This window comes from Halomonas sp. SL1, assembly GCF_003030865.2.
GTDB classification, from domain to species: domain Bacteria; phylum Pseudomonadota; class Gammaproteobacteria; order Pseudomonadales; family Halomonadaceae; genus Halomonas; species Halomonas halophila.
On sequence record NZ_PYUQ02000028.1, the window covers coordinates 1 to 21,335 of the forward strand.

At 68.9% G+C, this 21,335-nt stretch carries 23 protein-coding genes, 1 tRNA gene and 1 rRNA gene; 12 read left to right on the plus strand and 13 right to left on the minus strand.

Annotation, left to right across the window (positions count from 1 at the left end; all coding sequences use genetic code 11):
• Positions 1-110: 110 nt before the first annotated feature.
• Positions 111-225: ribosomal RNA gene (gene rrf / locus C9J49_RS16005) — 5S ribosomal RNA — on the plus strand.
• Between the two features lie 398 nt (positions 226-623).
• Here the strand turns inward: rrf and C9J49_RS16010 are convergent.
• The gene (locus C9J49_RS16010) at positions 624-1,454 is read right to left on the minus strand and encodes a Tim44 domain-containing protein (RefSeq protein WP_035599827.1); all 831 of its coding nucleotides are present in this window, start codon (positions 1,452-1,454) and stop codon (positions 624-626) included.
• 107 nt (positions 1,455-1,561) lie between these two features.
• Between C9J49_RS16010 and C9J49_RS16015 the strand changes: the two genes are divergently transcribed.
• On the plus strand, positions 1,562-2,140 hold the full coding sequence (locus tag C9J49_RS16015) for an isochorismatase family protein (protein ID WP_107182452.1): 579 nt from the start codon (positions 1,562-1,564) through the stop codon (positions 2,138-2,140).
• A 6-nt stretch (positions 2,141-2,146) separates the two neighbouring features.
• Here the strand turns inward: C9J49_RS16015 and yaaA are convergent, their stop codons facing one another.
• A complete protein-coding gene (gene yaaA / locus C9J49_RS16020) occupies positions 2,147-2,929 on the minus strand; it encodes a peroxide stress protein YaaA (protein WP_107182453.1) in 783 nt (260 codons plus the stop codon).
• A gap of 104 nt (positions 2,930-3,033) precedes the next feature.
• Positions 3,034-4,065 carry an NADP(H)-dependent aldo-keto reductase gene (locus C9J49_RS16025; protein WP_107182454.1) on the minus strand — a complete coding sequence of 344 codons (1,032 nt, stop codon included), beginning with the start codon at positions 4,063-4,065 and terminating at the stop codon, positions 3,034-3,036.
• A gap of 220 nt (positions 4,066-4,285) precedes the next feature.
• Here C9J49_RS16025 and C9J49_RS16030 point away from each other — a divergent pair, with 220 nt between their 5' ends.
• The gene (locus C9J49_RS16030) at positions 4,286-4,801 is read left to right on the plus strand and encodes a tetratricopeptide repeat protein (RefSeq protein WP_035599818.1); all 516 of its coding nucleotides are present in this window, start codon (positions 4,286-4,288) and stop codon (positions 4,799-4,801) included.
• Positions 4,802-4,880: 79 nt separating this feature from the next.
• Positions 4,881-5,375: a hypothetical protein gene (locus C9J49_RS16035; RefSeq protein WP_237022331.1), complete on the plus strand. Its 495-nt coding sequence runs from the start codon at positions 4,881-4,883 to the stop codon at positions 5,373-5,375.
• On the opposite strand, the gene C9J49_RS16040 is transcribed toward C9J49_RS16035, so the two are convergent.
• The 6 genes from C9J49_RS16040 to C9J49_RS16065 form a co-directional block, all read right to left on the minus strand.
• Entirely contained in the window at positions 5,345-5,962 is a 618-nt protein-coding gene (locus C9J49_RS16040) for a TIGR00730 family Rossman fold protein (protein WP_258394095.1), read from the minus strand. The genes C9J49_RS16035 and C9J49_RS16040 overlap by 31 nt on opposite strands.
• A gap of 94 nt (positions 5,963-6,056) precedes the next feature.
• A complete protein-coding gene (locus tag C9J49_RS16045; RefSeq protein WP_046078418.1) occupies positions 6,057-6,578 on the minus strand; it encodes a DUF501 domain-containing protein in 522 nt (173 codons plus the stop codon).
• Positions 6,562-6,879, minus strand: a complete 318-nt coding sequence (locus tag C9J49_RS16050) for a hypothetical protein (RefSeq protein WP_016856333.1) — start codon at positions 6,877-6,879, stop codon at positions 6,562-6,564. Before C9J49_RS16050 ends, C9J49_RS16045 begins: the two co-directional genes overlap by 17 nt.
• A 60-nt stretch (positions 6,880-6,939) precedes the next feature.
• Entirely contained in the window at positions 6,940-7,407 is a 468-nt protein-coding gene (ybaK, locus tag C9J49_RS16055) for a Cys-tRNA(Pro) deacylase (protein WP_107182455.1), read from the minus strand.
• Positions 7,404-7,814, minus strand: a complete 411-nt coding sequence (locus C9J49_RS16060; protein ID WP_046078416.1) for a thioesterase family protein — start codon at positions 7,812-7,814, stop codon at positions 7,404-7,406. Before C9J49_RS16060 ends, ybaK begins: the two co-directional genes overlap by 4 nt.
• An 81-nt stretch (positions 7,815-7,895) precedes the next feature.
• Positions 7,896-8,714, minus strand: coding sequence for a hypothetical protein (locus C9J49_RS16065; RefSeq protein WP_046078415.1), 819 nt, complete (start codon positions 8,712-8,714; stop codon positions 7,896-7,898).
• 45 nt (positions 8,715-8,759) lie between these two features.
• Between C9J49_RS16065 and C9J49_RS16070 the strand changes: the two genes are divergently transcribed.
• Entirely contained in the window at positions 8,760-9,098 is a 339-nt protein-coding gene (locus C9J49_RS16070; RefSeq protein ID WP_107182456.1) for a hypothetical protein, read from the plus strand.
• A gap of 77 nt (positions 9,099-9,175) precedes the next feature.
• Here C9J49_RS16070 and C9J49_RS16075 read toward each other — a convergent pair whose 3' ends face one another.
• On the minus strand, positions 9,176-9,610 hold the full coding sequence (locus tag C9J49_RS16075; protein ID WP_046078413.1) for a hypothetical protein: 435 nt from the start codon (positions 9,608-9,610) through the stop codon (positions 9,176-9,178).
• A 42-nt stretch (positions 9,611-9,652) separates the two neighbouring features.
• Here C9J49_RS16075 and C9J49_RS16080 point away from each other — a divergent pair, with 42 nt between their 5' ends.
• Entirely contained in the window at positions 9,653-10,828 is a 1,176-nt protein-coding gene (locus tag C9J49_RS16080; RefSeq protein WP_107182457.1) for a MalY/PatB family protein, read from the plus strand.
• Positions 10,829-10,885: 57 nt separating this feature from the next.
• On the opposite strand, the gene C9J49_RS16085 is transcribed toward C9J49_RS16080, so the two are convergent.
• Entirely contained in the window at positions 10,886-11,833 is a 948-nt protein-coding gene (locus C9J49_RS16085; protein WP_046078411.1) for a tetratricopeptide repeat protein, read from the minus strand.
• 193 nt (positions 11,834-12,026) lie between these two features.
• On the opposite strand from C9J49_RS16085, the gene C9J49_RS16090 reads away from it, so the two are divergent.
• Complete coding sequence (locus C9J49_RS16090; RefSeq protein ID WP_146613023.1) at positions 12,027-13,097, plus strand: hypothetical protein; 1,071 nt, start codon at positions 12,027-12,029, stop codon at positions 13,095-13,097.
• A 512-nt stretch (positions 13,098-13,609) separates the two neighbouring features.
• On the opposite strand, the gene C9J49_RS16095 is transcribed toward C9J49_RS16090, so the two are convergent.
• Positions 13,610-13,686: transfer RNA gene (locus C9J49_RS16095), tRNA-Met, on the minus strand.
• 202 nt (positions 13,687-13,888) lie between these two features.
• On the opposite strand from C9J49_RS16095, the gene phbB reads away from it, so the two are divergent.
• Positions 13,889-14,635: an acetoacetyl-CoA reductase gene (gene phbB, locus C9J49_RS16100; RefSeq protein ID WP_106487787.1), complete on the plus strand. Its 747-nt coding sequence runs from the start codon at positions 13,889-13,891 to the stop codon at positions 14,633-14,635.
• Positions 14,636-14,746: 111 nt separating this feature from the next.
• On the opposite strand, the gene C9J49_RS16105 is transcribed toward phbB, so the two are convergent.
• On the minus strand, positions 14,747-17,521 hold the full coding sequence (locus C9J49_RS16105; RefSeq protein WP_107182459.1) for a DUF349 domain-containing protein: 2,775 nt from the start codon (positions 17,519-17,521) through the stop codon (positions 14,747-14,749).
• A gap of 257 nt (positions 17,522-17,778) precedes the next feature.
• Here C9J49_RS16105 and minC point away from each other — a divergent pair, with 257 nt between their 5' ends.
• The 4 genes from minC (at position 17,779) to sbcB (ending at position 21,232) form a co-directional block, all read left to right on the plus strand.
• A complete protein-coding gene (minC, locus tag C9J49_RS16110) occupies positions 17,779-18,528 on the plus strand; it encodes a septum site-determining protein MinC (RefSeq protein ID WP_035592799.1) in 750 nt (249 codons plus the stop codon).
• Between the two features lie 71 nt (positions 18,529-18,599).
• Complete coding sequence (minD, locus tag C9J49_RS16115) at positions 18,600-19,418, plus strand: septum site-determining protein MinD (RefSeq protein WP_035592796.1); 819 nt, start codon at positions 18,600-18,602, stop codon at positions 19,416-19,418.
• Complete coding sequence (gene minE / locus C9J49_RS16120; RefSeq protein WP_016856346.1) at positions 19,415-19,666, plus strand: cell division topological specificity factor MinE; 252 nt, start codon at positions 19,415-19,417, stop codon at positions 19,664-19,666. The genes minD and minE overlap by 4 nt, the downstream gene beginning before the upstream one ends.
• A gap of 75 nt (positions 19,667-19,741) precedes the next feature.
• On the plus strand, positions 19,742-21,232 hold the full coding sequence (sbcB, locus tag C9J49_RS16125) for an exodeoxyribonuclease I (protein ID WP_107182460.1): 1,491 nt from the start codon (positions 19,742-19,744) through the stop codon (positions 21,230-21,232).
• Positions 21,233-21,335: the final 103 nt, after the last annotated feature.

Below are 21,335 nucleotides of genomic sequence, written 5' to 3' on the forward strand. Positions count from 1 at the left end.
GGCCCGTGAGGCTTGACCATATAACACCCAAGTGGTCTGTGATGGACAACAGACGACGGCGGATACGCGAGAGACATATCTCGTCAGCATGATTCGCATTGCCTTTTTCGCCTGACGACCATAGCGTGCGGGAACCACCTGATCCCATGCCGAACTCAGCAGTGAAACCGCTCAGCGCCGATGGTAGTGTGGGAGTTCCCATGCGAGAGTAGGTCATCGTCAGGCACTTATATCGAGAAAACCCCGGCTCATCGAGTCGGGGTTTTTTCATGTCTGGCCGGTCGAGCAGGGCGCCGATGCCGAGCCTGAATCGATACCCGAAAAAACGCCCCGCCCTCTGCGATTGGAGGGGGCGTTCGTGTATCTGGCCCGAGGAAGATGATGCCCTGAATGCCGTCACATGGCAGGTGTCACGGTCCGTCAGTATCGAAGGGGATAGGACCAGGGGCGAGAGCGCGGCTTGCTCTGAGGGGAATGACGAGCCAGGAGAGGCGTGTTGCGGTGGAGGCTCGAGAGGCTGATGAAGACCGAGGGCTGCGCCGATGGTGGGGTCTCTGAATGGCAAAAGGCCGGGCTATTGCCCGGCCTTTCTTGTGCCTGTCGTGGTCTGCGAAAGACGCGTATCAGGCGGGATTTTGCTCGATGCCCTGAACGTGCCAGGGGGCGCCTTCTCGAAGCTCGCGCACCAGGTGCCAGGTCTCGTTGAAGGCGTTCTGCTCGCCGTTCTCGTCGAGAATGCCGTGGAAAAGCACCGTAGCCTCGGCCTGGGAGCCGATTTCCTGGATGCTGCCGAGCTCGGCGAACAGACGCACGACCTCGGTGCGGTTGTTCGCCGGCTGCTGGTCGCGTTCCTCGCGCAACAGGTTGTAGAGCTCCGGTGTCACGTAGTCCTGGATCTGCGAGAAGTCGTTGTTGTCCCAGGCGCGCTGCAGGGTCATGAAGTGCTCCTTGGCACCGCCGAGGAAGCGCTCACGGTCGAACCACGCCGGCTCCTTGGCGAGACCGCCGCCGAGTGAACCGGTGAAGGCCTGGGGCTGAGCCTGAGCCTGCTCGTGAGACTCGCGTGTCTCCATGCCGGGGCCGCCTGCCGTTGCCGGGCGCCGCTTGCGGGCGAACAGCCTGAACAGCAGGAACAGCGCACCGCCGATCAACAGGATGTCGAAGAAGCGCAGGTCGTCGAAGGCGCCGCCGAAGAACAGCGAGGCCAGCAGGCCGCCGGCCAGCAGGCCGGCGAAGGGCCCGGCGAAGCGCGACAGGCCGCTGGACGGCTTGCGCTGGGTCGCGGCCGCACCGGCGGTGCCGTTGGTGCGCGTGCTGGTCGCGCTCGGCGAGTCCGCCGAGCGCGAATAGCTGCCGAAGCTCTTGCCGCCACCCAGGCGGCGCGCGTCGGCATGGTCGACGGCGAGGCCGAAGCCCAGCAGGCCGACGACGAGCATGACGAAGAGTTGACGCATCGTGTGTCTCCAGGGAATGTGACGGGAGAGCCCGCCGGGAAGAAGTCGAAGCCACCATTCTAGCGGCTTGGGGCGACACCGGCACCGTTTGCCGTGGAGGATCATCGATGCGTCTTGTTCGAGAGAAGAGCCTGCTGCTGATCGTCGACCTTCAGGCCGGGCTGCTGCCGGTGCTGGACGGCGGCGAGCAGGCCGTCGGGGAAGCGAGCTGGCTGGGTGGGGTCGCCTCTGCACTGGAGGTGCCGGTATGGCTGACCGAGCAGTATCCGAAGGGCCTCGGGGGCAGCGAGCCCCGGCTGCGCGAGGCACTCGAAGGCGCCCTTTATTGGGAAAAGAGCCGCTTCGATGCCCATGCGGAGCCTGACTTCGCCAAGGCGCTGGCCCAGAGCGGGCGGCACCAGGTGGTGCTGTGCGGGGCCGAGGCCCACGTCTGCGTGCTGCAGACGGGGCTCGGGCTTCGTGAGGCGGGCTACGAGGTCTTCTGGCTGGCCGAGGCCACCGTCAGCCGGCGGCGCGAGGAAGCGTCCCTGGCCCGGCGGCGGATCGAGCGGGCCGGCGCCTGGGCGGTGAGCGCCGACATGGCGGCCTATGAGTGGCTCGAGCGCTGCGACGATGCCTGCTTCGGGGACGTGCATCGCCGCTTCCTCAAACCGCGCTCTCCGCGGCCGCTGCGCTTCTTCGACTGAGGTACGTTACGGGCGATCCTGTTCGGCGCGGCAGAACACCAGGGTATTGCCCTGGGACTGCGCGGCGCTGTAGCGATAGCCGGCCACGTCGAAGTCCTTGAGGCCTTCCGGATCGTCGAGGCGCTGCTGGATCATCCAGGCCGCCATCAGGCCGCGGGCCTTCTTGGCGTAGAAGCTGATGATCTTGTACTGGCCGTTCTTCTCGTCCTTGAACACCGGGGTGATCACACGGGCGTCGAGCTTCTTCGCATCGACGGCCTTGAAGTACTCGTTGGAGGCCAGGTTGACCAGTACCTTGCTGCCGCTCTCGGCGATGGCCCGATCGAGGGCATCGGTCAGGGTCGGCTTCCAGTAGGCATAGAGATCCTTGCCGGCCGGGTTGGCGAGCTTGGTGCCCATTTCCAGCCGGTAGGGCTGGATCAGATCCAGCGGTCGCAGCAGGCCGTAGAGGCCGGAGAGGATGCGCAGGTGCTCCTGGGCGAAGGCGTTGTCGCCTTCGTCGAAGGTGGCGGCTTCCAGCCCCACGTAGACGTCACCCTGGAAGGCCTGGGCGGCGGGCTTGGCGTTGTCCGGCGTGAAAGGCGTCTGCCACTCGGCGAAGCGGGCCGCGTTGAGCCCGGCGATCTTGTCGCTGACGCCCATCAGCTCACCGATCTGCTGGGGCGAGAGGTCGCGCAGGATGCCGATCAGCTCACGGCTGCGGTCGAGAAAGTCGGGCTGGGTGGCCTGGGCCGTGGTCGCCGGGGTCTCGAAGTCCAGTGTCTTGGCGGGCGAGATCACGCTCAGCATGGGGCGCTCCTGTGCCTGAATTGAGTCGGCTACGAGTATATCAGGCAGTGTCCCGGGCCGGGGCTATCGCGCTCATAGCCTTGGCCCGGGAGGGAGCATCGGCCTCAGGGGCTGGGGTTGGGGTGACGCTGGTGCACGGCTTCGATGGCCGCGAGCACCTCGTCGTCGAGGCGCAGCGACTCGCTCTCCAGGTTGCTCTCCAGCTGCGCCATGGTGGTGGCGCCGATGATATTGCTGGTCAGGAAGGAGCGCGAATTGACGTAGGCCAGGGCCATCTGGGCCGGGTCGAGGCCATGCTGGCGAGCGATCTCGACGTAGGCGCGGGTCGCCTCCTCGGCCTGCGGCGAGTTGTAGCGCTGGAAGCGCTCGAAGAGCGTCAGGCGCGCGCCTTCCGGCCGAGCGCCGTCGAGGTATTTGCCGGACAGCTTGCCGAAGGCCAGCGGCGAATAGGCCAGCAGGCCGACGTCCTCGCGATGGGCGATCTCGGCCAGTCCCACCTCGAAACTGCGGTTGAGCAGGCTGTAGGGGTTCTGAACCGAGGCGACCCGCGGCAGGTCCTGGTGCTCGGCCAGCTGGAGGGCATGCATCACGCCCCAGGGCGTCTCGTTGGAGAGGCCCACGGCCCGGATCTTGCCGGCCTGCACCAGCTCCTGCAGTGCCGACAGGCTCTCCTCGAGGGAGGTGGCGTCCTCTTCGGCGTCGTGCTCGTAGCCGAGACGGCCGAAGAAGTTGGCACGGCGGTCCGGCCAGTGCAGCTGGTAGAGGTCGACGTAGTCGGTCTGCAGCCGCGCCAGGCTGGTGTCGATGGCCTGGTGCAGGTGTTCGCGGGTCAGGCGCGGGCCGCCGCGGATGTGGTCGAGTCCCGGGCCGGCGGCCTTGGTGGCGATGATGACGTCGTCCCTCGCGCCGCGGGCCTTGAGCCAGCTGCCGACGTAGGACTCGGTCAGGCCCTGGGTCTCGGCCCTGGGCGGCACCGGGTACATTTCGGCGGTGTCGATGAAGTTGACGCCGAAGGCCACGGCGCGGTCGAGCTGCTCGTGGGCCTCGGCCTCGCTGTTCTGCTCGCCGAAGGTCATGGTGCCGAGGCACAGCCGGCTGACGTCGAGGCCGGTTCGGCCCAGGGGGCGGGTCTGCATCCGTTTCTCCTCATCAAGGGGGGCAGTGCCCTGGCATGGTAGCGCCGGGGGAGCGATATCGTAAACGCCGAGGGGTTGAGTCACTGCCGGGGCGGGCGTATGCTTCGCATCCGCTGCCTGGGAGGAGCCCACAAGGCGGCCGATTTTTCCGTACAGGACGCCGAGCACGGGAACATGCTCGACGTCATCAACCGACCCCCAGGACGCAAGGTTGTTTGTCATGCCGCAGGCATCGTCACTGTTCACTCGGCTCGAGTACCATCTGGCGCGCCAGCTGTTTCATACGCGCTGGCTGCCTCGCTCGCCGCGCACGCAGCGCCTGACCATGCATCTCTTCCAGCGCTGCGCGGATGCCGGCCACCCGGCCGCCCTGTCGCTGTACGGCCATATGCTGTTCCATCGCGCCGTCACGCCCCAGGACAAGGCACGCGGTGCCCGCTATGTGCTCGAGGCCGCCCAGGGGGGCGACCTGCATGCCCAGTATCAGGCCGGGCAGATCTACGAGCATGGCTGTGCCCAGTATCCGCATCGCGCCGACCGTGCGGTGACCTGGTACGCCCGGGCCGGCGAGGCGGGACATCGTCTGGCGGCGGAGCGCCTGGCGCGGGCTTACCGCGACGGCGAGCTGGAGCTGCCGCAGGATCCCGAACGTACCGCGCACTGGACGGCGCTGGCCGAACGCAACGCCGTGCCGGTGGCGCCACTGGACAGCGACGAAGCCGGGACGCGACACTAGGATGATGGCGCCTCATCCGGGGCAGTGACTTCGGCCGCCAATGATCGGCGGTCCTACATCATCAAGGACTCAGCAGCCCGTGACGTTACCGACACTGCTGGATATCGAAGCGTCCGGATTCGGACGCGGCAGCTACCCCATCGAGGTCGGCCTGGCTCGCGCGGACGGCAGCACCTGCGCCTTCCTGATCCAGCCCCTGGACGAGTGGACGCACTGGGATCCCAAGGCGGAACTCCTGCATGGCATCTCGCGCAATCGCCTGGCGCGCGAGGGCCACCCGGTACGTCAGGTGGCGCGCTGGCTCAACGACGAGCTGGCCGAGGTCGGCGTGGCCTACAGCGACAGCTGGGGCTACGACAACACCTGGCTGTCGCTGCTCTTCCACCACGCGGGCATGCTGCCCGCCTTCCGCCTCGAGGCCCTGCGCCGCCTGCTCAGCGAGGCGCAGATGGCGCGCTGGAGCGACATCAAGGAAGCGATCATCGAGGAGCGTGGCATCCATCGCCACCGCGCCGGGGAAGACGCCCTGCTGCTGCAGCTCACCTACCAGCGCACGCTGGAGATCGCCGACTGAGACGGCGATGACGCCCCGTGATGCTCTCGACCGCCCGGCCCCGTGCCGGGCGGTCTGCGTCGTGGGGCGCGAAACGCCTCGGGCGCCTCGGCGGCGAGCAGGTCCTGGCGGGTGCGGGCGTTGAGGAAACCGTGCTCCACGGTGCTGTCGAGGAAGGTCAGCAGCGGCGAATAGAAACCGGCGGTGTCGAGCAGGCCGATCGGCTTGTCGTGCAGCCCCAGATAGCGCCAGGTCCAGGCCTCGAACAGCTCCTCCAGGGTGCCGATGCCGCCGGGCAGGGCGATGAAGGCATCGCAGTGGGCGGCCATGCTGGCCTTGCGTTCGTGCATGTTGCGCACGCGGATCAGCCGGGTCAGCGCCAGGTGCGCCTGCTCGCGCTCCACCAGATGATCCGGCATCACGCCGATCACCTCACCGCCGGCCGCCAGCACGCTGTCGGCCAGCTCGCCCATCATGCCCACGCGGGCGCCGCCGTAGACCAGCGAGTGGCCTCGGCGGGCCAGCGCCTCGCCCAGCGTCCGGGCGGCGACGAGAAAGCGCGGGTCGTGGCCGTCCCGCGAGCCCAGGTAGACGCAGAATCTCGACATGATGTCCTCCTTGATGCGTGGTCGTCGGCGTGCCGACGCAAGAAGGGCGCCGTCAGGCGCCCTCGTGTGATCTCGCCATGCCACGGCCGACCGCTCAGGGCAGCAGGTCGATGACGCCGTATTCGGCGTCCACCCACTGACCGATGACGTTGTGACCGCACAGATGATGGGCGTACTGGGTGTGCAGGCAGCGCACCTGGTCCCAGTTGGCGATGCCGCCGATGCCGCGCTGGCGAAGCACGTCGCCGTAGCCGCGGCGCTCGACCTCGGCGCGCTGGGCCTCGCTCATGTAGCCCCAGCGGGCGGCCACGTAGTCCTCGTGGCTCTGGTGATAGGCGGCCAGGAACTCGGGGTCCTCCTTCAGCCGGGCCTCGAGGGTCTTGATCACGCCGGCGGCCTCGATGCGCGACAGCTCGATCTTGAGCCGCTCGTCGCTCAGCCAGTAGAGCGTCGGGAAGGGCGTTTCGTCGACGATGGGCGCCATGCGCAGCACCAGCGGCGTGCCCTCGCCGTCGGTGGCGGCCAGCGCCTCGATGCCGCGGGGCGCGCGGCCGAGCTGCGCGGCGATGACGGCGAGCTGGCGCTCGTCGGGCAGGGTGTCAGGTTGAATCACCATCGTCGGGGTCGTCTCGTATGAACTTGGTCGAGCGTCCCACGGCGCGAAAGAAGGTGCGGTTGAGCTGCTCGGGGGTGGGCACGTAGTGCCAGTGCCGTTCGCAGTACTCCCCGCCGCGCGCGATCAGGACATCGTAGAGGCGGTTGAAGGGCGCATCATAATCGTAGGGGTCTGCCCCGAACAAGCGGATATGCGGGTAGTCGGCGAAGCGCTCGAGGAAGAAGTTCTCCAGGTCGGCCTCGACGGCGCGATGGCGAGCGACGTCATCGGGATCGAGCCAGAGATCGTAGCGGATGGCCATGGGGCTTCCTTGGGATCGATGGGGCGGATACGACTGGGACCGCAGACGGCGGCGTTCGGCTCAGCGTGCCAGGGGGGCGAAGGTCGCCGACAGCAGTCGCGCCAGGTCGGCCGGGGCGAGGGCGAGCTCCAGGCCGCGGCGTCCGCCGCTGACGTGGAAGCGCGCCAGCGCCTCGGCGCTGGCGTCGATGAAGGCCGGCAGGCGCTTCTTCTGGCCCAGCGGGCTGATGCCGCCGACCACATAGCCGGTGGCGCGTTCGGCCTCGGCGGACTCGGCCATCTGCGCCTTGCGGGCACCGGCCGCCCGGGCCAGCGCCTTGAGGTCGAGCTGGCCGGAGACCGGCACGATGGCCATCGCCAGTCGGCCGTCGTCGAGGCGTGCGAGCAGGGTCTTGAACACCGACTCGGCGGACAGGCCCAGGGCCTCGGCAGCCTCCTCGCCGTAGGCGGGGCGGCGCGGGTCATGCTCGTAGCTGGCCGTCTCGAAGGCCACGCCGGCCTTTTCCAGGGCCTTGATGGCGGGGGTCATGCGTCCTGGGTCTCCGTGTCCTGCAGGTGGGCGGCGAGGGCCTCGCGGAGCGCGCCCTCGAGGGGGACCGCCCCCTTGGCCTGATGATCGTAGTGGACCAGTACGGTATGCCCCAGGTTGGCCAGTCGGCCCGACTGCCAGGCCTCCTGGGTCACGGTGAAGGAGCTGGTGCCGAGGCGAGTGAGATAGGTGCGGATCTCGATGTCCTGGCCGTAGTAGAGCTCGGCCCGGTAGTCGATCTCCATGCGTGCCATGATCAGCCGCCAGCGGCCCGGGTCGAGGTCCGGCGTGAACAGCCGGAAGAGGTCATTGCGCGCCAGCTCGAACCAGGCCGGCAGGCGGGTGTTGTTGATGTGCCCCAGGGCATCGGTGTCGTAGAAAGCGGGTTCGATGGTGCGCGTGAACATGGGCGTCCTCGTCGGTCATGGCCGGCCTGTCAGCATCGCCGCCGAGCAAGCGCTTGGTCAATGGGCGGGTCGGCGGCCCTTTCAGCCGCGCGCTGACGGCGTGCGGCGCTCGCGCCACCAGCGCTGCAGCCGGGTCCAGCCGAGCAGCCACAGCGTGGCCGCGGCGAAGCCCAGCAGCGTGCCCGGCCACAGGCCGAGGCTGTCGTAGGTCAGCGAAACCACCAGGGCGTACCACAGCAGCGAGCCGAGCCCAGCGGGATAGTGCTTGATCACGGTAGCCGTGGGCGCGGCACCCTGGGTCAGGTGCAGGATCACCAGGAACGGATACATGGTCACCGGGAAGGCCGCCATCACCCCGGCCCAGGCCGAGGGCACCACGTGGGCGAGGCCGGTGATCAGGAAGATGATGCCCGCGGCGAGGCCGGCGCGCAGCGCCAGGGCGGGCCAGGAGAAGCCGCCCTTGGGACTGGCCTTGATGTCCGGCACCCGGCGATAGAGCCAGGTGAACACGGCGATGGCGGCCAGCGTCGTCAGGGTGCCGGTGACGCGATCGAAGTCGATCCGGGTCAGCACCAGGCTGGTGGCGAGCCAGCAGGCGAGCCCCGTCAGGGTGCCCAGCGCGATGCCCGCCAGGCCGTCGCGACGGCCGCCGAGCAGGTAGCCGCCGCCCAGCGCCAGGGTCGCCGTGAACCCGGCCAGGGTGTGCACCGCGCTCTCGGCGGCGAAGACGGGCGAGAGCTCGAGGCCGATGAAGAACAGCGCGATGGCGGTGCCCAGCGGATAGCCGGAGAGCAGTCCGGCGACGCGGGTGCTGACGCGCTCGGCGATCATCGACAGGCCGAGCACCACGCCGATCGAGACCGCGAGCTTGGCCAGCTGCCAGGTAAGCGGAACGTCCATGTGATTTTCCTTATCCTAGAGGCATGTATCGTCGTGGAGAGGGCCATGGTCGGACACGATCTCTCGCCGCCGCCCCGCCCCGAGGGCTGCGAGCTGTGCGGCCGGGCGGCGCCGCTGACCCGGCATCATCTGATTCCCCGCGCCCTGCACGGCAAGGCGCGCTATCGGCGTCGATTCGATCGTGCCGAGCGGCTGACGGCGATCCTGTGGCTGTGTCACGCCTGCCACAAGCACATCCACGCGGTGCTCGGCGAGCGCGAGCTGGCCGAGCATTATCGCAGCCGGGAGGCGCTGCTGGCGCATCCGGAGGTTCGTGCTTTCGTCGAATGGCTGGCCACCAAGCCGGCGGGCTTCAAGCCCAAGAAGGCCGCGCGCCGGCGCTGATGTGGTGGGCGGGCGTTACACCAGCCGGAGGCCCTGGCGGTTCGGCCAGGCCGCCTCCTGAAGACATGGGCGCGGCGTCATACCAGGCGCAGTCCTTGGCGATCCGTCCAGGCGGCCTTGAGGGCGGCATCCAGCGGCTCGCGAAGGTGCTCGGGGAGGGCGTCGCGGGCGGCCTCGTAGCTGTCCGGGTCGCGGTTGCGCAGCCAGCAGTAGGCCCAGGCGCAGGCCTCGTCATCATCGACCGGCAGCGGCCGGGCCGGCATCTGCACCAGCAGGAACAGCGCGGTGCGGCCGGCCCACAGCGGCACTTCCTCGGGCGCCTCGGGGTCTGCCCAGGCGGTCAGGGTGGCGGCGTCGGGCGTGGCTGCGGGCTCGCCCAGCTTGGCCACCCGGGCGGTCTCGGCCAGGATCAGCGCCAGGCGATCCGGCGAGTCGCGGCCGATGTCCTGCCAGCGGGCGATGAGGCCGGGCAGGCCGCGGCGTACCTTGGCATAGAAGCCGCCTTGCGGCATGGTTTCAGTCATTGTTCATGGCCTCTGGGAGCAGGGAACGCAATGGAGTTCGATTTTGCCACGCCCGTGGAGCGACGCCACCCGCCCGAGGGCGACTGGCCGTCACAGAAATGGCATCGGTACGGCGAGGACGTGCTGCCGCTGTGGGTCGCCGACATGGACTTCCGCTCGCCGCCGGCGGTGATCGAGGCGCTGCGCGCCCGGGTCGACCACGGCGTCTACGGCTACGGCCGGGTGCCGGATAGCCTGCGCCAGGCGCTGTGCGACTGGAGTGCCGCGCACTACGGCTGGGACATCGCGCCCGGCTGGCAGCTGTGGCTGCCGGGGGTGGTGCCGGCGCTGCATCTGGCCAGCCTGGCGCTGACCGAGCCGGGCGACGGCGTGCTGACGGTGACGCCGATCTATCCGCCCTTCCTGCAGGTGGCCGAGCGCACCGGTCGCCTGGCCCAGCAGGCCGCGATGCGTCCGCCCGAGACGCCGGGCGACGACTGGCGGCTGGACCTCGACGCCCTGGAAGCGGCGATCACCCCCGAGACCCGGCTGCTGCTGTGGTGCCAGCCGCACAATCCCACTGGCCGCGTGTGGCGCGACGACGAGCTCGACGGCTTGGCCGAGCTGGTCGAGCGCCACGATCTGATCGTGGTCTCCGACGAGCTGCACGCCGACCTGATGCTCGACGAGGGGGCACGGCACCGGCCGCTGGCCGCCGCCTATCCGCAGCTGGCCGAGCGGATCCTGACGCTGTGGGCGCCGTCGAAGACCTTCAACCTGGCCGGGCTGACCGCCGCCTGCGCGGTGATTCCCGATGCCGGCCTGCGTCGCCGTTTCGCGGCCATGGCCAAGGGGCTGCAGCCGGACGGCAACGTGCTCGGCCTGGTGGCCGCCGAGGCCGCCTATCGTCACGGCGATCCCTGGCGCCAGGCGCTGCTCGAGACACTGCGCGCCCATCGGGCGCGGCTGATTGAGCGCGTGGCGCGCTGGCCGGGCGTGACCATGACGCCGCCCGAGGCCACCTATCTGGCCTGGCTCGACCTGCGCGAGGCGCCGGCACTGGAGGGCGTGGCCTCGCCCCAGCGCGTGCTGCTCGACCGCGCCGGGGTGGCGCTGTCCGACGGGGCGCCCTTCGGTCGGCCGGGCTTCGCGCGGCTCAACTTCGGCACCACCGCGACCCAGCTGGAAGCGGCGCTGGCGCGGCTGGACGGCGTGCTGGGGGCCTGACGCGACGCCGCCGCCCTCCGGAGAAGGGCGGCGGCGTTCGCTCGGTCCAGTCGCGGCTCAGTAGAGCAGGGCGAACAGCTTGCGGCGGTAGGTGGCGGTCAGCGGATGATCGTTGCCCAGGGCGTCGAAGACCCGCAGCAGGGTCTTGCGCGCGGCATCGTCGCCATAGGCGCGGTCCTGCTTCATCAGCGTCAGCAGCGCCTCGAGGCCGGCCTCGTACTGGCCGTCGGCCACCTGGCGCAGGGCGCGCTGGTACCGGGCCTCGCTGTCGTCGCGGCCTTCCAGGGCGGCCATTGCCTCGCGGGACGGGGCCTCCTCACCGAACTCGATGCTGGCGCGCACGCCGCGGGCCGGCGCGGCGTCGCGCTCCTCCGGCGGCAGGGCGTCGAGCAGCGCACGGGCCTCGTCCGACTCGCCGGCGGCCACCAGGGCGCGGGCCAGCTCCACCTTGTAGGGGCCGTAGTCCGGCCACTGTTGGGCGAGCTCGGCGTAGATCGCGCGGGCGGTCTCGGCATCGCCGGCCTCCAGCGCGGCGGCGGCCTGCTCCTCGGGGCTCTCCTGCACGCCCTCTGGCTCCGGGAAGTACTTACCCAGCCACTCGCGGATCTGCTTCTCGGGCAGCGCGCCCTGGATCTGGTCGACCAGGCCGCCCTGGCTGATCAGCTTGACGTCCGGCACCGAGCGCACGCCCAGCTGGGCGGCGATGTCCTGGTTGTCGTCGATGTTGAGCTTGGCCAGCAGGAAGGCGCCGTTGTACTCGCGGGTCAGCTTCTCCAGCACCGGCATCAGGTTCTTGCACGGCTCGCACCAGGGCGCCCAGCAGTCGAGCAGCACCGGCACCTGCATGGAGGTCTCGAGCAGCTGCTGGATGTTGCTGCGGTCGACATCGATGATCAGGTCATCGCGCTGCGCGGCCTGGCTTCCGCCCTGGGCGGCACCGGAGGCGGCGTCGGCCTGGCTGTCGGAGGTGAGCGGCTCACCGGTACGGGGATCGACGATCGGCATGGTGATCTGGCCTTGAACGGAATGAGTTTGCTCAGTAGATGCGGGCCCGAGTCGCCGACTTCAAGGGGCGTGGCAGGATCGACGGAGAAGCGGCGCGCGGGGCGTGCGGCGACTATGCTGCCGGTAGGGAGACGACCGGCACCGTGCCCTGGAGCGGTCCGGTGTCGTCTGCCGATGGCAGGGAGGAGTCGACGTGGGGAGATTCGTCGTTCATGGCGTCTCGGCCGGGCGTCGGCCGCCTCGCTGGTTCATCGGGTGTCTGGCGCTTGCGCTGATGGTCGGCTGCGCCGTCGCTCGGGCCGCCGAGCCCCCCGGCCTCTGCGTGCTGCCGGAGCTTGCGACCGACGAGCGTCCGCTCCCCGACGGGCCGCCCACCACGGTCGAGGTGGGCTGGGGCATCGTCGACGTGCTCGATATCGACGACGTCAATCAGCGCCTGGAGGGCGATTTCCTCCTGACCCTGGCCTGGGTAGACCCGCGGCTCGAGGAGCTGGAGGGCTGTCGCTTCCAGCGTTCCCGCGTCTGGGTGCCGCGCGTCACGCTGTTCAACTCCTTCTCGCTCACCGCACGGCGCGCCAACCTGCTCGATCAGGTCGTGGTCGAGACCGAGGGGCGGGTGGTCTACCAGCAGCGCTATGGCAGCAGCATCTCCACCTATCATCCGCTGAGGGATTTTCCTTTCGACCGCCAGGCATTCCTGTTTCGGGTCGGCTCGGTGGAATCGGGACCCGATCAACTGATGCTGGCGCCGATGTCGGAGCGCACCTTCCTGGCCCGGCGGCTCAATATCGAGGGCTGGCGGGTCACCGGGCTCGAGACGGCGGCGGCGACCGAGGCGGTGCCGGCGCTCAACGCGGAGCGCAGCATCTTCACCGCGACGCTCGAGGCCGAGCGGGTCTCCAGCTACTACGTGTTCAAGATCGTCCTGCCGATGGGCTTCATCGTGATGATGTCCTGGGCGATCTTCTGGGTGCCGCCCCAGCGCTATGAGTTCCAGATCGGCCTCGGCGCCACCTCGATGCTGACCCTGATCGCCTTCCAGTTCTCGATGTCCGGCTATCTGCCCAGGCTCGGCTACTTCACCATCGCCGATCGACTGGTGGTATGGGCGACGATCATGGTGTTCCTGGCGATCCTCAACGCGATCGTGACCGGGGTGCTGGTCGGCGCCGATCGCGAGGCCACCGCCGTGCGAGTGGATCGCCTGAGCCGCTGGCTATTTCCGCTGCTGCTGTTGCTCGGCTGGGGCAGCGTGCTGCTGTAGGCAAAGGCGTTTATCCCTTCTTGGATTTGTGAAGCGCCGAGCCCGACGAGCGGTATGTCGGCATTCAGCACAAACGAAAAAAGCCAGAACCCGTAGGTTCTGGCTTTTCTCTGATATTGGGTGTCTGGGCTCGGGTTTGAGCCGATGATCTTCCTTGGCTTGTGAAGAGTCGAGTCCGACGATGGGGTTTATCAATCGGCAAACGAAAAAGGCCGATGTCCCGAGACATCGGCCTTTTTCTGAAATTTGGCGGCTGGGATCGGGTATGAGCCGATGATCTTCCCGGGGTTGTGAAGAGCCGAGACCGACGAGCGGTATGCCGGCATCCAGCACAAACGAAAAAAGCCAGAACCCGTAGGTTCTGGCTTTTCTCTGATATTTGGTGCCTGAGCTCGGGTTTGAGCCAATGACCTTCCTAGGGTTGTGAAGAGTCGAGCCCGGCGATCGGGTTGATAACATCCGCAAAAACGAAAAAGGCCAATGTCCTGAGACATCGGCCTTTTTCTTATGTTTGGTAGCGGGGACCGGATTTGAACCGATGACCTTCGGGTTATGAGCCCGACGAGCTACCAGACTGCTCCACCCCGCATCAACGTGAGGCACATTATACAGAGAACCTGACCTGCGTCAACCCCGCCTCGAGCCGTCTCCGGGGGCCTCGTGTTGTCCGCTTCACCTGGTCCATACTCGAGACGAGCTGTCACGAAAATGACAGCCGGGCAGACGAGACTGTCTCGAGGGGCCGGGCCCGCCGCCCGGCCGCAGGTTGTATATCACCAGGGAGAGCATCAATGACAACATCCACTGCCGTAGCCTGGGTCACCGGAGGCACCGGGGGAATCGGAAGCGCCATCTGTCGTGCGCTGGCCGATGCCGGTTACCAGGTCGTCGCTGGATATCACAATCCCGAGAAGGCCCAGGCCTGGCTCGAGCAGCAGAAGGCCGACGGCTACGAGAATATCGCCCTGTCCGGCGTGGACCTCGCCGACTTCGATGCCTGCATGGCCGGCGCCAAGGAAATCCGCGAGACCCATGGGCCGATCAGTGTGCTGGTCAACTGCGCCGGCATCACCCGCGATGGCACCCTGAAGAAGATGAGCTCGGAGCAATGGAGCGAGGTCATCGACACCAACCTCAACAGCGTCTTCAATACCTGCCGCAGCGTGATCGAGGACATGCTCGAGCATAACTACGGGCGCATCGTGAACATTTCCTCGATCAACGGCCGCAAGGGGCAATTCGGCCAGGTGAACTACGCCGCGGCCAAGGCCGGCATGCACGGCCTGACCATGTCACTGGCCCAGGAGACGGCGACCAAGGGCATCACCGTCAACACGGTGTCGCCGGGCTATATCGCCACTGACATGATCATGAAGATTCCCGAGAAGGTGCGCGAGGCGATTCGCGAGACCATTCCGGTCAAGCGCTACGGCACGCCGGAGGAGATTGCTCGCCTGGTGGTGTTCCTGGCCGATCAGGAGTCCGGCTTCATCACCGGTGCCAACGTCGACATCAACGGCGGCCAGTTCATGGGCTGAGTCGAGAACAACAAGCGGCCCGACGAGGCCGTGCCCGGCAGAAGCGAACGCGAGGCCATGGCCTCGCGTTCGCGTTTCGGGGCGCAGGAAGAGGCGCCGCCCCTGGGCGGCTCAGGGGGGCGGCAGGCGGGTCAGGGTCTCGAGGGTGTGATCGAGTTCGCCGACCTCGCGCTCCCACAGCGTCGGCGAGACCGGGCCGGTGGCCAGCAGCTCGATCAGCACGCCTCGCAGTTCCTCGGCGCGGGAGGGCGTGTGCCCGAGGTTCTCGTTGAGCCGTTCGACCTGGATGGCCAGCCGCAGCGGGTCGTCCTGGCGGTGGCTGGTGTCGCCGGCCAGCAGCGCCAGATGGACGCGCAGGCGCGCCAGACGCTCCTCGACCTCGGTGGCCGGCGGCGGATCGCGGCGGGCGGCGTTGCGCGCGTCGTGGGCGTCCTTCAGCGTGTCGGGCAGCTCGGCGGGGGCCGGCACGTCCTGGCATTCGCCGCCGTTCTGCGCGGCCGCGTCCGCTTCCAGGTGGGCCTCCAGCAGCGGGCGTGCCCGGCGCCAGCGCTCGACCACTTCGGCGAGCGCCAGGCGCGCCAGGCGCTCGCGCCTAGCGCGCACGATGCCGGACCAGCGGCGGCGCATGCCCTCGCTGCGGCGCCCGGCGGGCAGCGGCTCCAGCGCGGCGGCTTCCTGGACGGCCTCGTCGAGCGACGCCGTGTCGTCGCTGCGCGCCGGCTGCCAGGCGTCAATGCGGTCGATCAGCGCCTGCATGGCGTCGAGCCGGTCGCGGTGGCGCTGGGCCTGGTCGCTGCGGTCGGCGTCGCGCTGGGCGAAGATCTCGTCGCACAGGTGGCGAAACTCGCGCCACAGCGTCTGCTCCTCCCCCTTGGGCGCGCGGCCCAGCTCGCGCCAGCGGCGCTGCAGGGCCTTGGCCTGCTCCGCACGGCGCTTCGCCGGCTGGTCGCCGTCGCGCAGGGCCCGGGCCTCCTCGATCAGCCCGCGCTTGGCCTCGGCGATCTCGCCGGCGCGCTTCTCGATCAGCGCCTGAAGAGCGTGGCGGATGCGGCCGAAGCGCCGGCCGATGGCCTCGGCCTCACTCCGCGGCACCGGTGACAGTCGTCGCCACTGCTGGCGGGCGCGGTCGCGAATCTCCCGTAGCGCGTCCGGATCGGCCGCGGCGGCGGGCTGGTCGAGCAGGTGCTCGAGCTGGTCGCACAGGGTCTGACGGGCCCTCAGATTGGTCTGTCGCTGGCGGTCCTGGTGAGTCCGCCACTCGCGCAGGCGTTCGTGGATGCGGTCCGAGGCGGCCCGGAAGGCCGTGGATTGATCGCGGTTGGCGGCGGCGTCGCCCAGGTCGCGCCATTCCTTCACCAGTCGGCGGTGGCGCCGGTCGAGCTCGGCGTCGTCCAGCTCTTCCTCCTCGGCCAGGGCCTGGATGGCCTCGCACAGCTGGGTGCGCTTGGGGCCGGCGACGAAGCCACGCCAGTCGCGCAGCTCGGCCAGTCGGGCGCCGAGGCGCTTGAGCCGGGCGGCCGGTTCGCTGCGCCGGGCCTCGGGCAGGTGGTCGATTTGCTGGCGCAGGCTCTGGTGGAGCCGGTTCGCGCCCTTGAAGGCACCGTTGTCGAGCAGGCGTTCCAGGCGGTCCAGGTCATCGCCCACGCGGGCCAGGCGCGCCTCGAGATCACCGGGCTCAGCCGCTTCGCCGGCCTCGTCGGCCAGGCGCCAGCCGGCGCGCTGCAGCAGCGGGGATGGCGGCAGGTCGTCGGGCCAGTCGCAGTCCTCGACGAGTTCGGCCAGCCGGACGTCGTCGCCGTCGCGCAGCGCCTTTTCGATGGCCTCGGCACGCTCGTCGAGGCGCTCCCGGGCCTCGACGATGCGGGCGAAGTCCGCCAGCGCCGCGTCATAGCGCTGGCGCAGCGTCTCGTCGGCGAGATGCTGTTCGGAGAGCGCCTGCCAGCGGGTCGCCAGCAGCTGTTTCTGGGCGCGCAGGCTGGCGATGTCCTGATCGGCGAGGCGCTGGGCGTTATGTAGCCCGTCGAGGCTTTCCTCCAGGGCGTCGATCAGTGCCTCGCGGGCCTGGTCGGCGTCCTCGCGACGTCGCTCGGCCGCGTCCTGGGCCTGTTCGTGGGCCTCGTGGTCGCTGAGCGTCTTGCGGCAGCGCAGGCAGGCCTCCTGATAGCGACGTTCCTGCTCGGCGCTCGGCATGTCGGACAGGCTCGCCCATTCGCGCATCAGGTGGCGGAAGCGGGCACCGAACATCGGCTCCCAGGCGGAGTGGCCGAGGGTCTCCAGCTTGCCCAGCAGCGCTTCGCGGCGTTCCCGAGCCGCGGCCAGCGAGGCCGCGTCGGCACGTCGCCGCTGCAGGCGCTCCCGGGCCTGGCGCACCACCTGGCGGTCGCGTCTTGCGCCCTGGATCAGCCGCTGCAGGCCGGCCTCGCTCTCGACCCGGGCCGCGGCCGCCTGGCGCACGGCGGCGATGCCGTTGTCGCAGGCCTGGCGGATCAGGGCCTCCTCGTCGTCGAGGCGAGCCAGGGCGGCCAGGCGCAGTTGCTGGTTGTCGCCCTCCAGGACGAGGCGCTCGGCCAGGTCGGCGTCGTCCAGGGATTCCGCCAGGGCGATGCGGGCGGGCAGGTCCAGCTCGCCGTCGCGGCCGCTCAGCAGGGCCACCAGCCGCTCGCTCAGTTCCGCGCTCTCGCCCCCCTCGTGTCGCAGGGCCAGCAGCCGCTGCGGTTCCTCGAGCCGCGCCAGCGCCTCGCGACGGACGTCGGGATCGGCGTCCGTCGCCAGGCGCTCGAGCTGAGCGGTCTGTGCGGGATCGAGGCGGGCGATGGCCTGGCGGCGTACCTCGGGATTCGGGTGCTGCCAGCGGGGGGCGAACAGGCGGCGGAGGAGTCCTGGCATGGGAGATCCTGAGAGTGGTCGGCGAGCCTGGCATGACGGACCGGCGCGCTGATGCGTGAGACGCGCCGCAATGGCGCGCTATCATTGAATTATCTAAGCATGCGGCGTGCCGGCAGAAAAGGGCGCGATGTGCGACTGTAGCCGTTACGAGACACTGACAAGCCGCCCGGGCGTGACATATGATCGGTTGCGGGATCGGGGGGACTCGCATAGCTTGTGAGCAGGTCCCCGACCATCATCCGACGTGGAGTTCGGCCATGAGCCTCAAAGTGGACAGGGATGGGATGGCTTTCACCTTCAAGGGCGGCATGCTGCCGATGACGGTCATGGAACTGACCAGCGCCGACCCCGAACGCATTCGCGAACAGCTTGCCGGCAAGCTCAGCCAGTCACCCGCCTTCTTCCAGCATACCCCGGTGGTGCTCAGCGTCGAGCAGCTCGACGAGCCGCATCTGGCGCTCGAGCGGATCTGCGCCGTGTGCCGGGCCCACAAGCTGCTGCCGGTGGCGGTGCGGGGCGGTGCCGACCCCGTCAAGCAATCATCCTGGGCGCTGGGGCTCGGCTGGTTCCCGCCCCAGGAAGCCGGGCGACCGCGCACCCTGGAGAGCGTGCCCGTCGGCGACGACGCTCCGGCGGCCGAGGCGCCCATCGCGGACGAGCCGGCACCGTCGACCGGCGCGGTGGGGCGCATCTATCGCGGCACCGTGCGTTCCGGACAGCAGGTCACCGCGCCCGAGGGTGATCTGGTGGTGGTAGGCGCGGTCAACGCCGGCGCCGAGGTGCTGGCCGGCGGCAGCGTCCATGTCTACGGGGCCCTGCGCGGTCGGGCCCTGGCCGGCATCCATGGCGATGCCGGGGCGGCGATCTTCTGTCGCGAGCTGCGCGCCGAGCTGCTCTCGGTGGCCGGCAACTACAAGCGGCTCGAGGATATCGATCCCCGGCTGCTGGGCACCGGGGTGCAGGTGCGCCTGAACGACGACCAGCTGGGCATCGCCCCGCTGGACTGACGCGCGGGCGACGATGAGGCGGCCCGTGACCGGGCCGCCCTTTCCATTAAATGACAGACAGGATGTGACACTTGGCCAAGATCATCGTTGTGACCTCCGGCAAGGGTGGGGTCGGCAAGACAACCAGTGCGGCCGCCATCGCGACGGGCCTGGCGCTGCGGGGCCAGAAGACCGCCGTCATCGACTTCGACGTGGGGCTGCGTAACCTCGACCTGATCATGGGCTGCGAGCGGCGCGTGGTCTATGATCTGGTTAACGTCATCCAGGGTGAGGCCGGGCTCAACCAGGCGCTGATCCGTGACAAGCGGGTCGACAACCTGCATATCCTGCCGGCCTCCCAGACCCGCGACAAGGACGCCCTGACGCTGGAAGGCGTCGAGACCGTGCTCAACACGCTGAACAAGGACTTCGACTACATCGTCTGCGATTCTCCGGCGGGCATCGAGCGCGGCGCCCAGCTGGCCATGTACTTCGCCGACGAGGCGATCGTGGTCACCAACCCCGAGGTGTCCTCGGTGCGTGACTCCGACCGCATCCTCGGGCTGCTGGCCTCCAAGACCCGGCGCGCCGAACGCGGCGAGGAGCCGATCAAGGAGCATCTGCTGATCACCCGCTACAACCCGAACCGGGTGGACAGCGGCGACATGCTCAACCTCGAGGACATCCAGGAGATCCTGGCCATCAAGCTGGTCGGCCTGATCCCCGAGTCCGAGGCGGTGCTACGGGCCTCGAACCAGGGCGTGCCGGTCACCCACGACGATCAGAGCGACGCGGGCCAGGCCTATTCCGACACCGTGGCCCGCCTCATGGAAGAAGACGTGCCGCTGCGCTTCCACCAGTATCAGAAGAAGGGGCTGCTCAGCCGCATGTTCGGAGGAAATCGCCGGTGAAGCTACTCGAATTCCTGAAGCGCGAGCGCAAGAAATCCGCCTCCGTCGCCAAGGAGCGGTTGCAGATCATCGTCGCGCACGAGCGCAGCCAGCGCGGCCAGCCGGACTACATGCCGATGCTCGAGCAGGAGCTGCTGGAGGTGATTCGCCGCTACGTCCAGGTCGACGACGAAGCGGTCAACATCTCCCTCGACAGCGAGGACAACTGTTCCGTGCTGGAGCTCAACGTCACCCTGCCACGGGGCTGAGCAGCGGCTGAGTCGTCGTGCCCCCTGTGCTAGGCTTGGGGGCCGTTTTCCTATGCCCGCTCGGAGAGCTCGCCCATGGCGAAGTCGCAAGCCGCCCCCCTGACCTTCCTCTGGCACGACTACGAGACCTTCGGGGCCGACCCGCGCCGCGATCGGCCCTCCCAGTTCGCGGCGATTCGCACCGACGCCGAGTTCAACGAGATCGGCGAGCCCATCGAGCTGTTCTGCAAGCCCGCCGACGACTACCTGCCGCATCCCCAGGCCTGCCTGATCACCGGCATCACGCCGCAGCAGGCGCGCCGCCGCGGGCTGCCCGAGGCCGAATTCGCCGGCCGGGTGATGGACGCCATGAGCCAGCCTGGCACCTGCGTGGTGGGTTACAACAACGTGCGCTTCGACGACGAGGTCGGTCGCCACCTGTTCTACCGCAACCTGCTCGACCCCTATGCCCGGGAGTGGCAGAACGGCAACTCGCGCTGGGATCTGATCGACGTGGTGCGGGCCTTCCACGCCCTGCGCCCCGAGGGCATCGAGTGGCCGACCCGCGAGGACGGCTCGCCGAGCTTCAAGCTCGAGCATCTGACCGCCGCCAACGGCATCGAGCATGCCGGCGCCCACGATGCGCTGGCCGACGTGCGGGCGACCATCGCCCTGGCCCGCCTGCTGCGCGACTGCAACGCCAACCTCTTCGATTACCTGCTGGCCCAGCGCGGCAAGCGCCAGGTGGCGCGACAGCTCGACGTGCCGGGCCGCAAGCCGATACTGCACGTTTCGCGGCGCTACCCGGCCAGCCGCGGCTGCAGCGCCCTGGTGATGCCGCTGGCCGAGCATCCGACCAATCCCAACGGGGTGATCGTCTACGACCTCTCGGTGGACCCCGAGCCGCTGCTGACGCTCACGCCCGAGCAGATTCGCGAGCGGGTCTTCGTCAGCAACGACGACCTGGCCGAGGGCGAGTCGCGGATCCCGCTCAAGGTCATCCACATCAACAAGTGCCCGGTGGTGCTGCCCGCCAGCGCACTCAAGGACGTCGCCGGCCCCCGCCAGGGCGAATACGGAGACATCGTCGAGCGCCTCAGCCTGGACATGGCCGCCTGCCGCCGGCACTGGAAGACCCTGACCGATCACCCCGAGGTAATCGCTCGGGTCAGCGAGGTGTTCGCCGCGCCGCCGCCCGAGCCGCCCCACGATCCCGATCTGATGCTCTACGCCGGCGGCTTTTTCTCGCCCTCGGACCGCCAGCAGATGGAGCGGGTGCGGGCCACCGATCCCTGGGATCTGGTGGGGGCGGGCTTCGCCTTCCAGGATCCACGGCTGGAGGAGATGCTGTTCCGCTATCGGGCGCGCAGCTACCCGGACACCCTGACCGGCGAGGAGCAGGCGCGCTGGGAGGCCTTCCGCTGGGAGCGCATGAACGACGCCGCCGTGGCCGGCTTCACGCTCAAGGAGTTCGCCCGCGAGATCGACCGCCTGAACCAGGGTGCGCTCGGCGACCGCGAGCGTCAGATCCTCGAGGAGCTGGTGATGCACGTGGAGGCGATGATGCCGGCCCAGGCCTTCGGCTGACCGGCCGCGCCTTTTTCGCTGCCCTGACCCTTTGCCCCTGAACGACGACGCCCGGCCAATGAACTGCACCCCGAAAGTTGGACACCCAATCCAACCTTCGGGG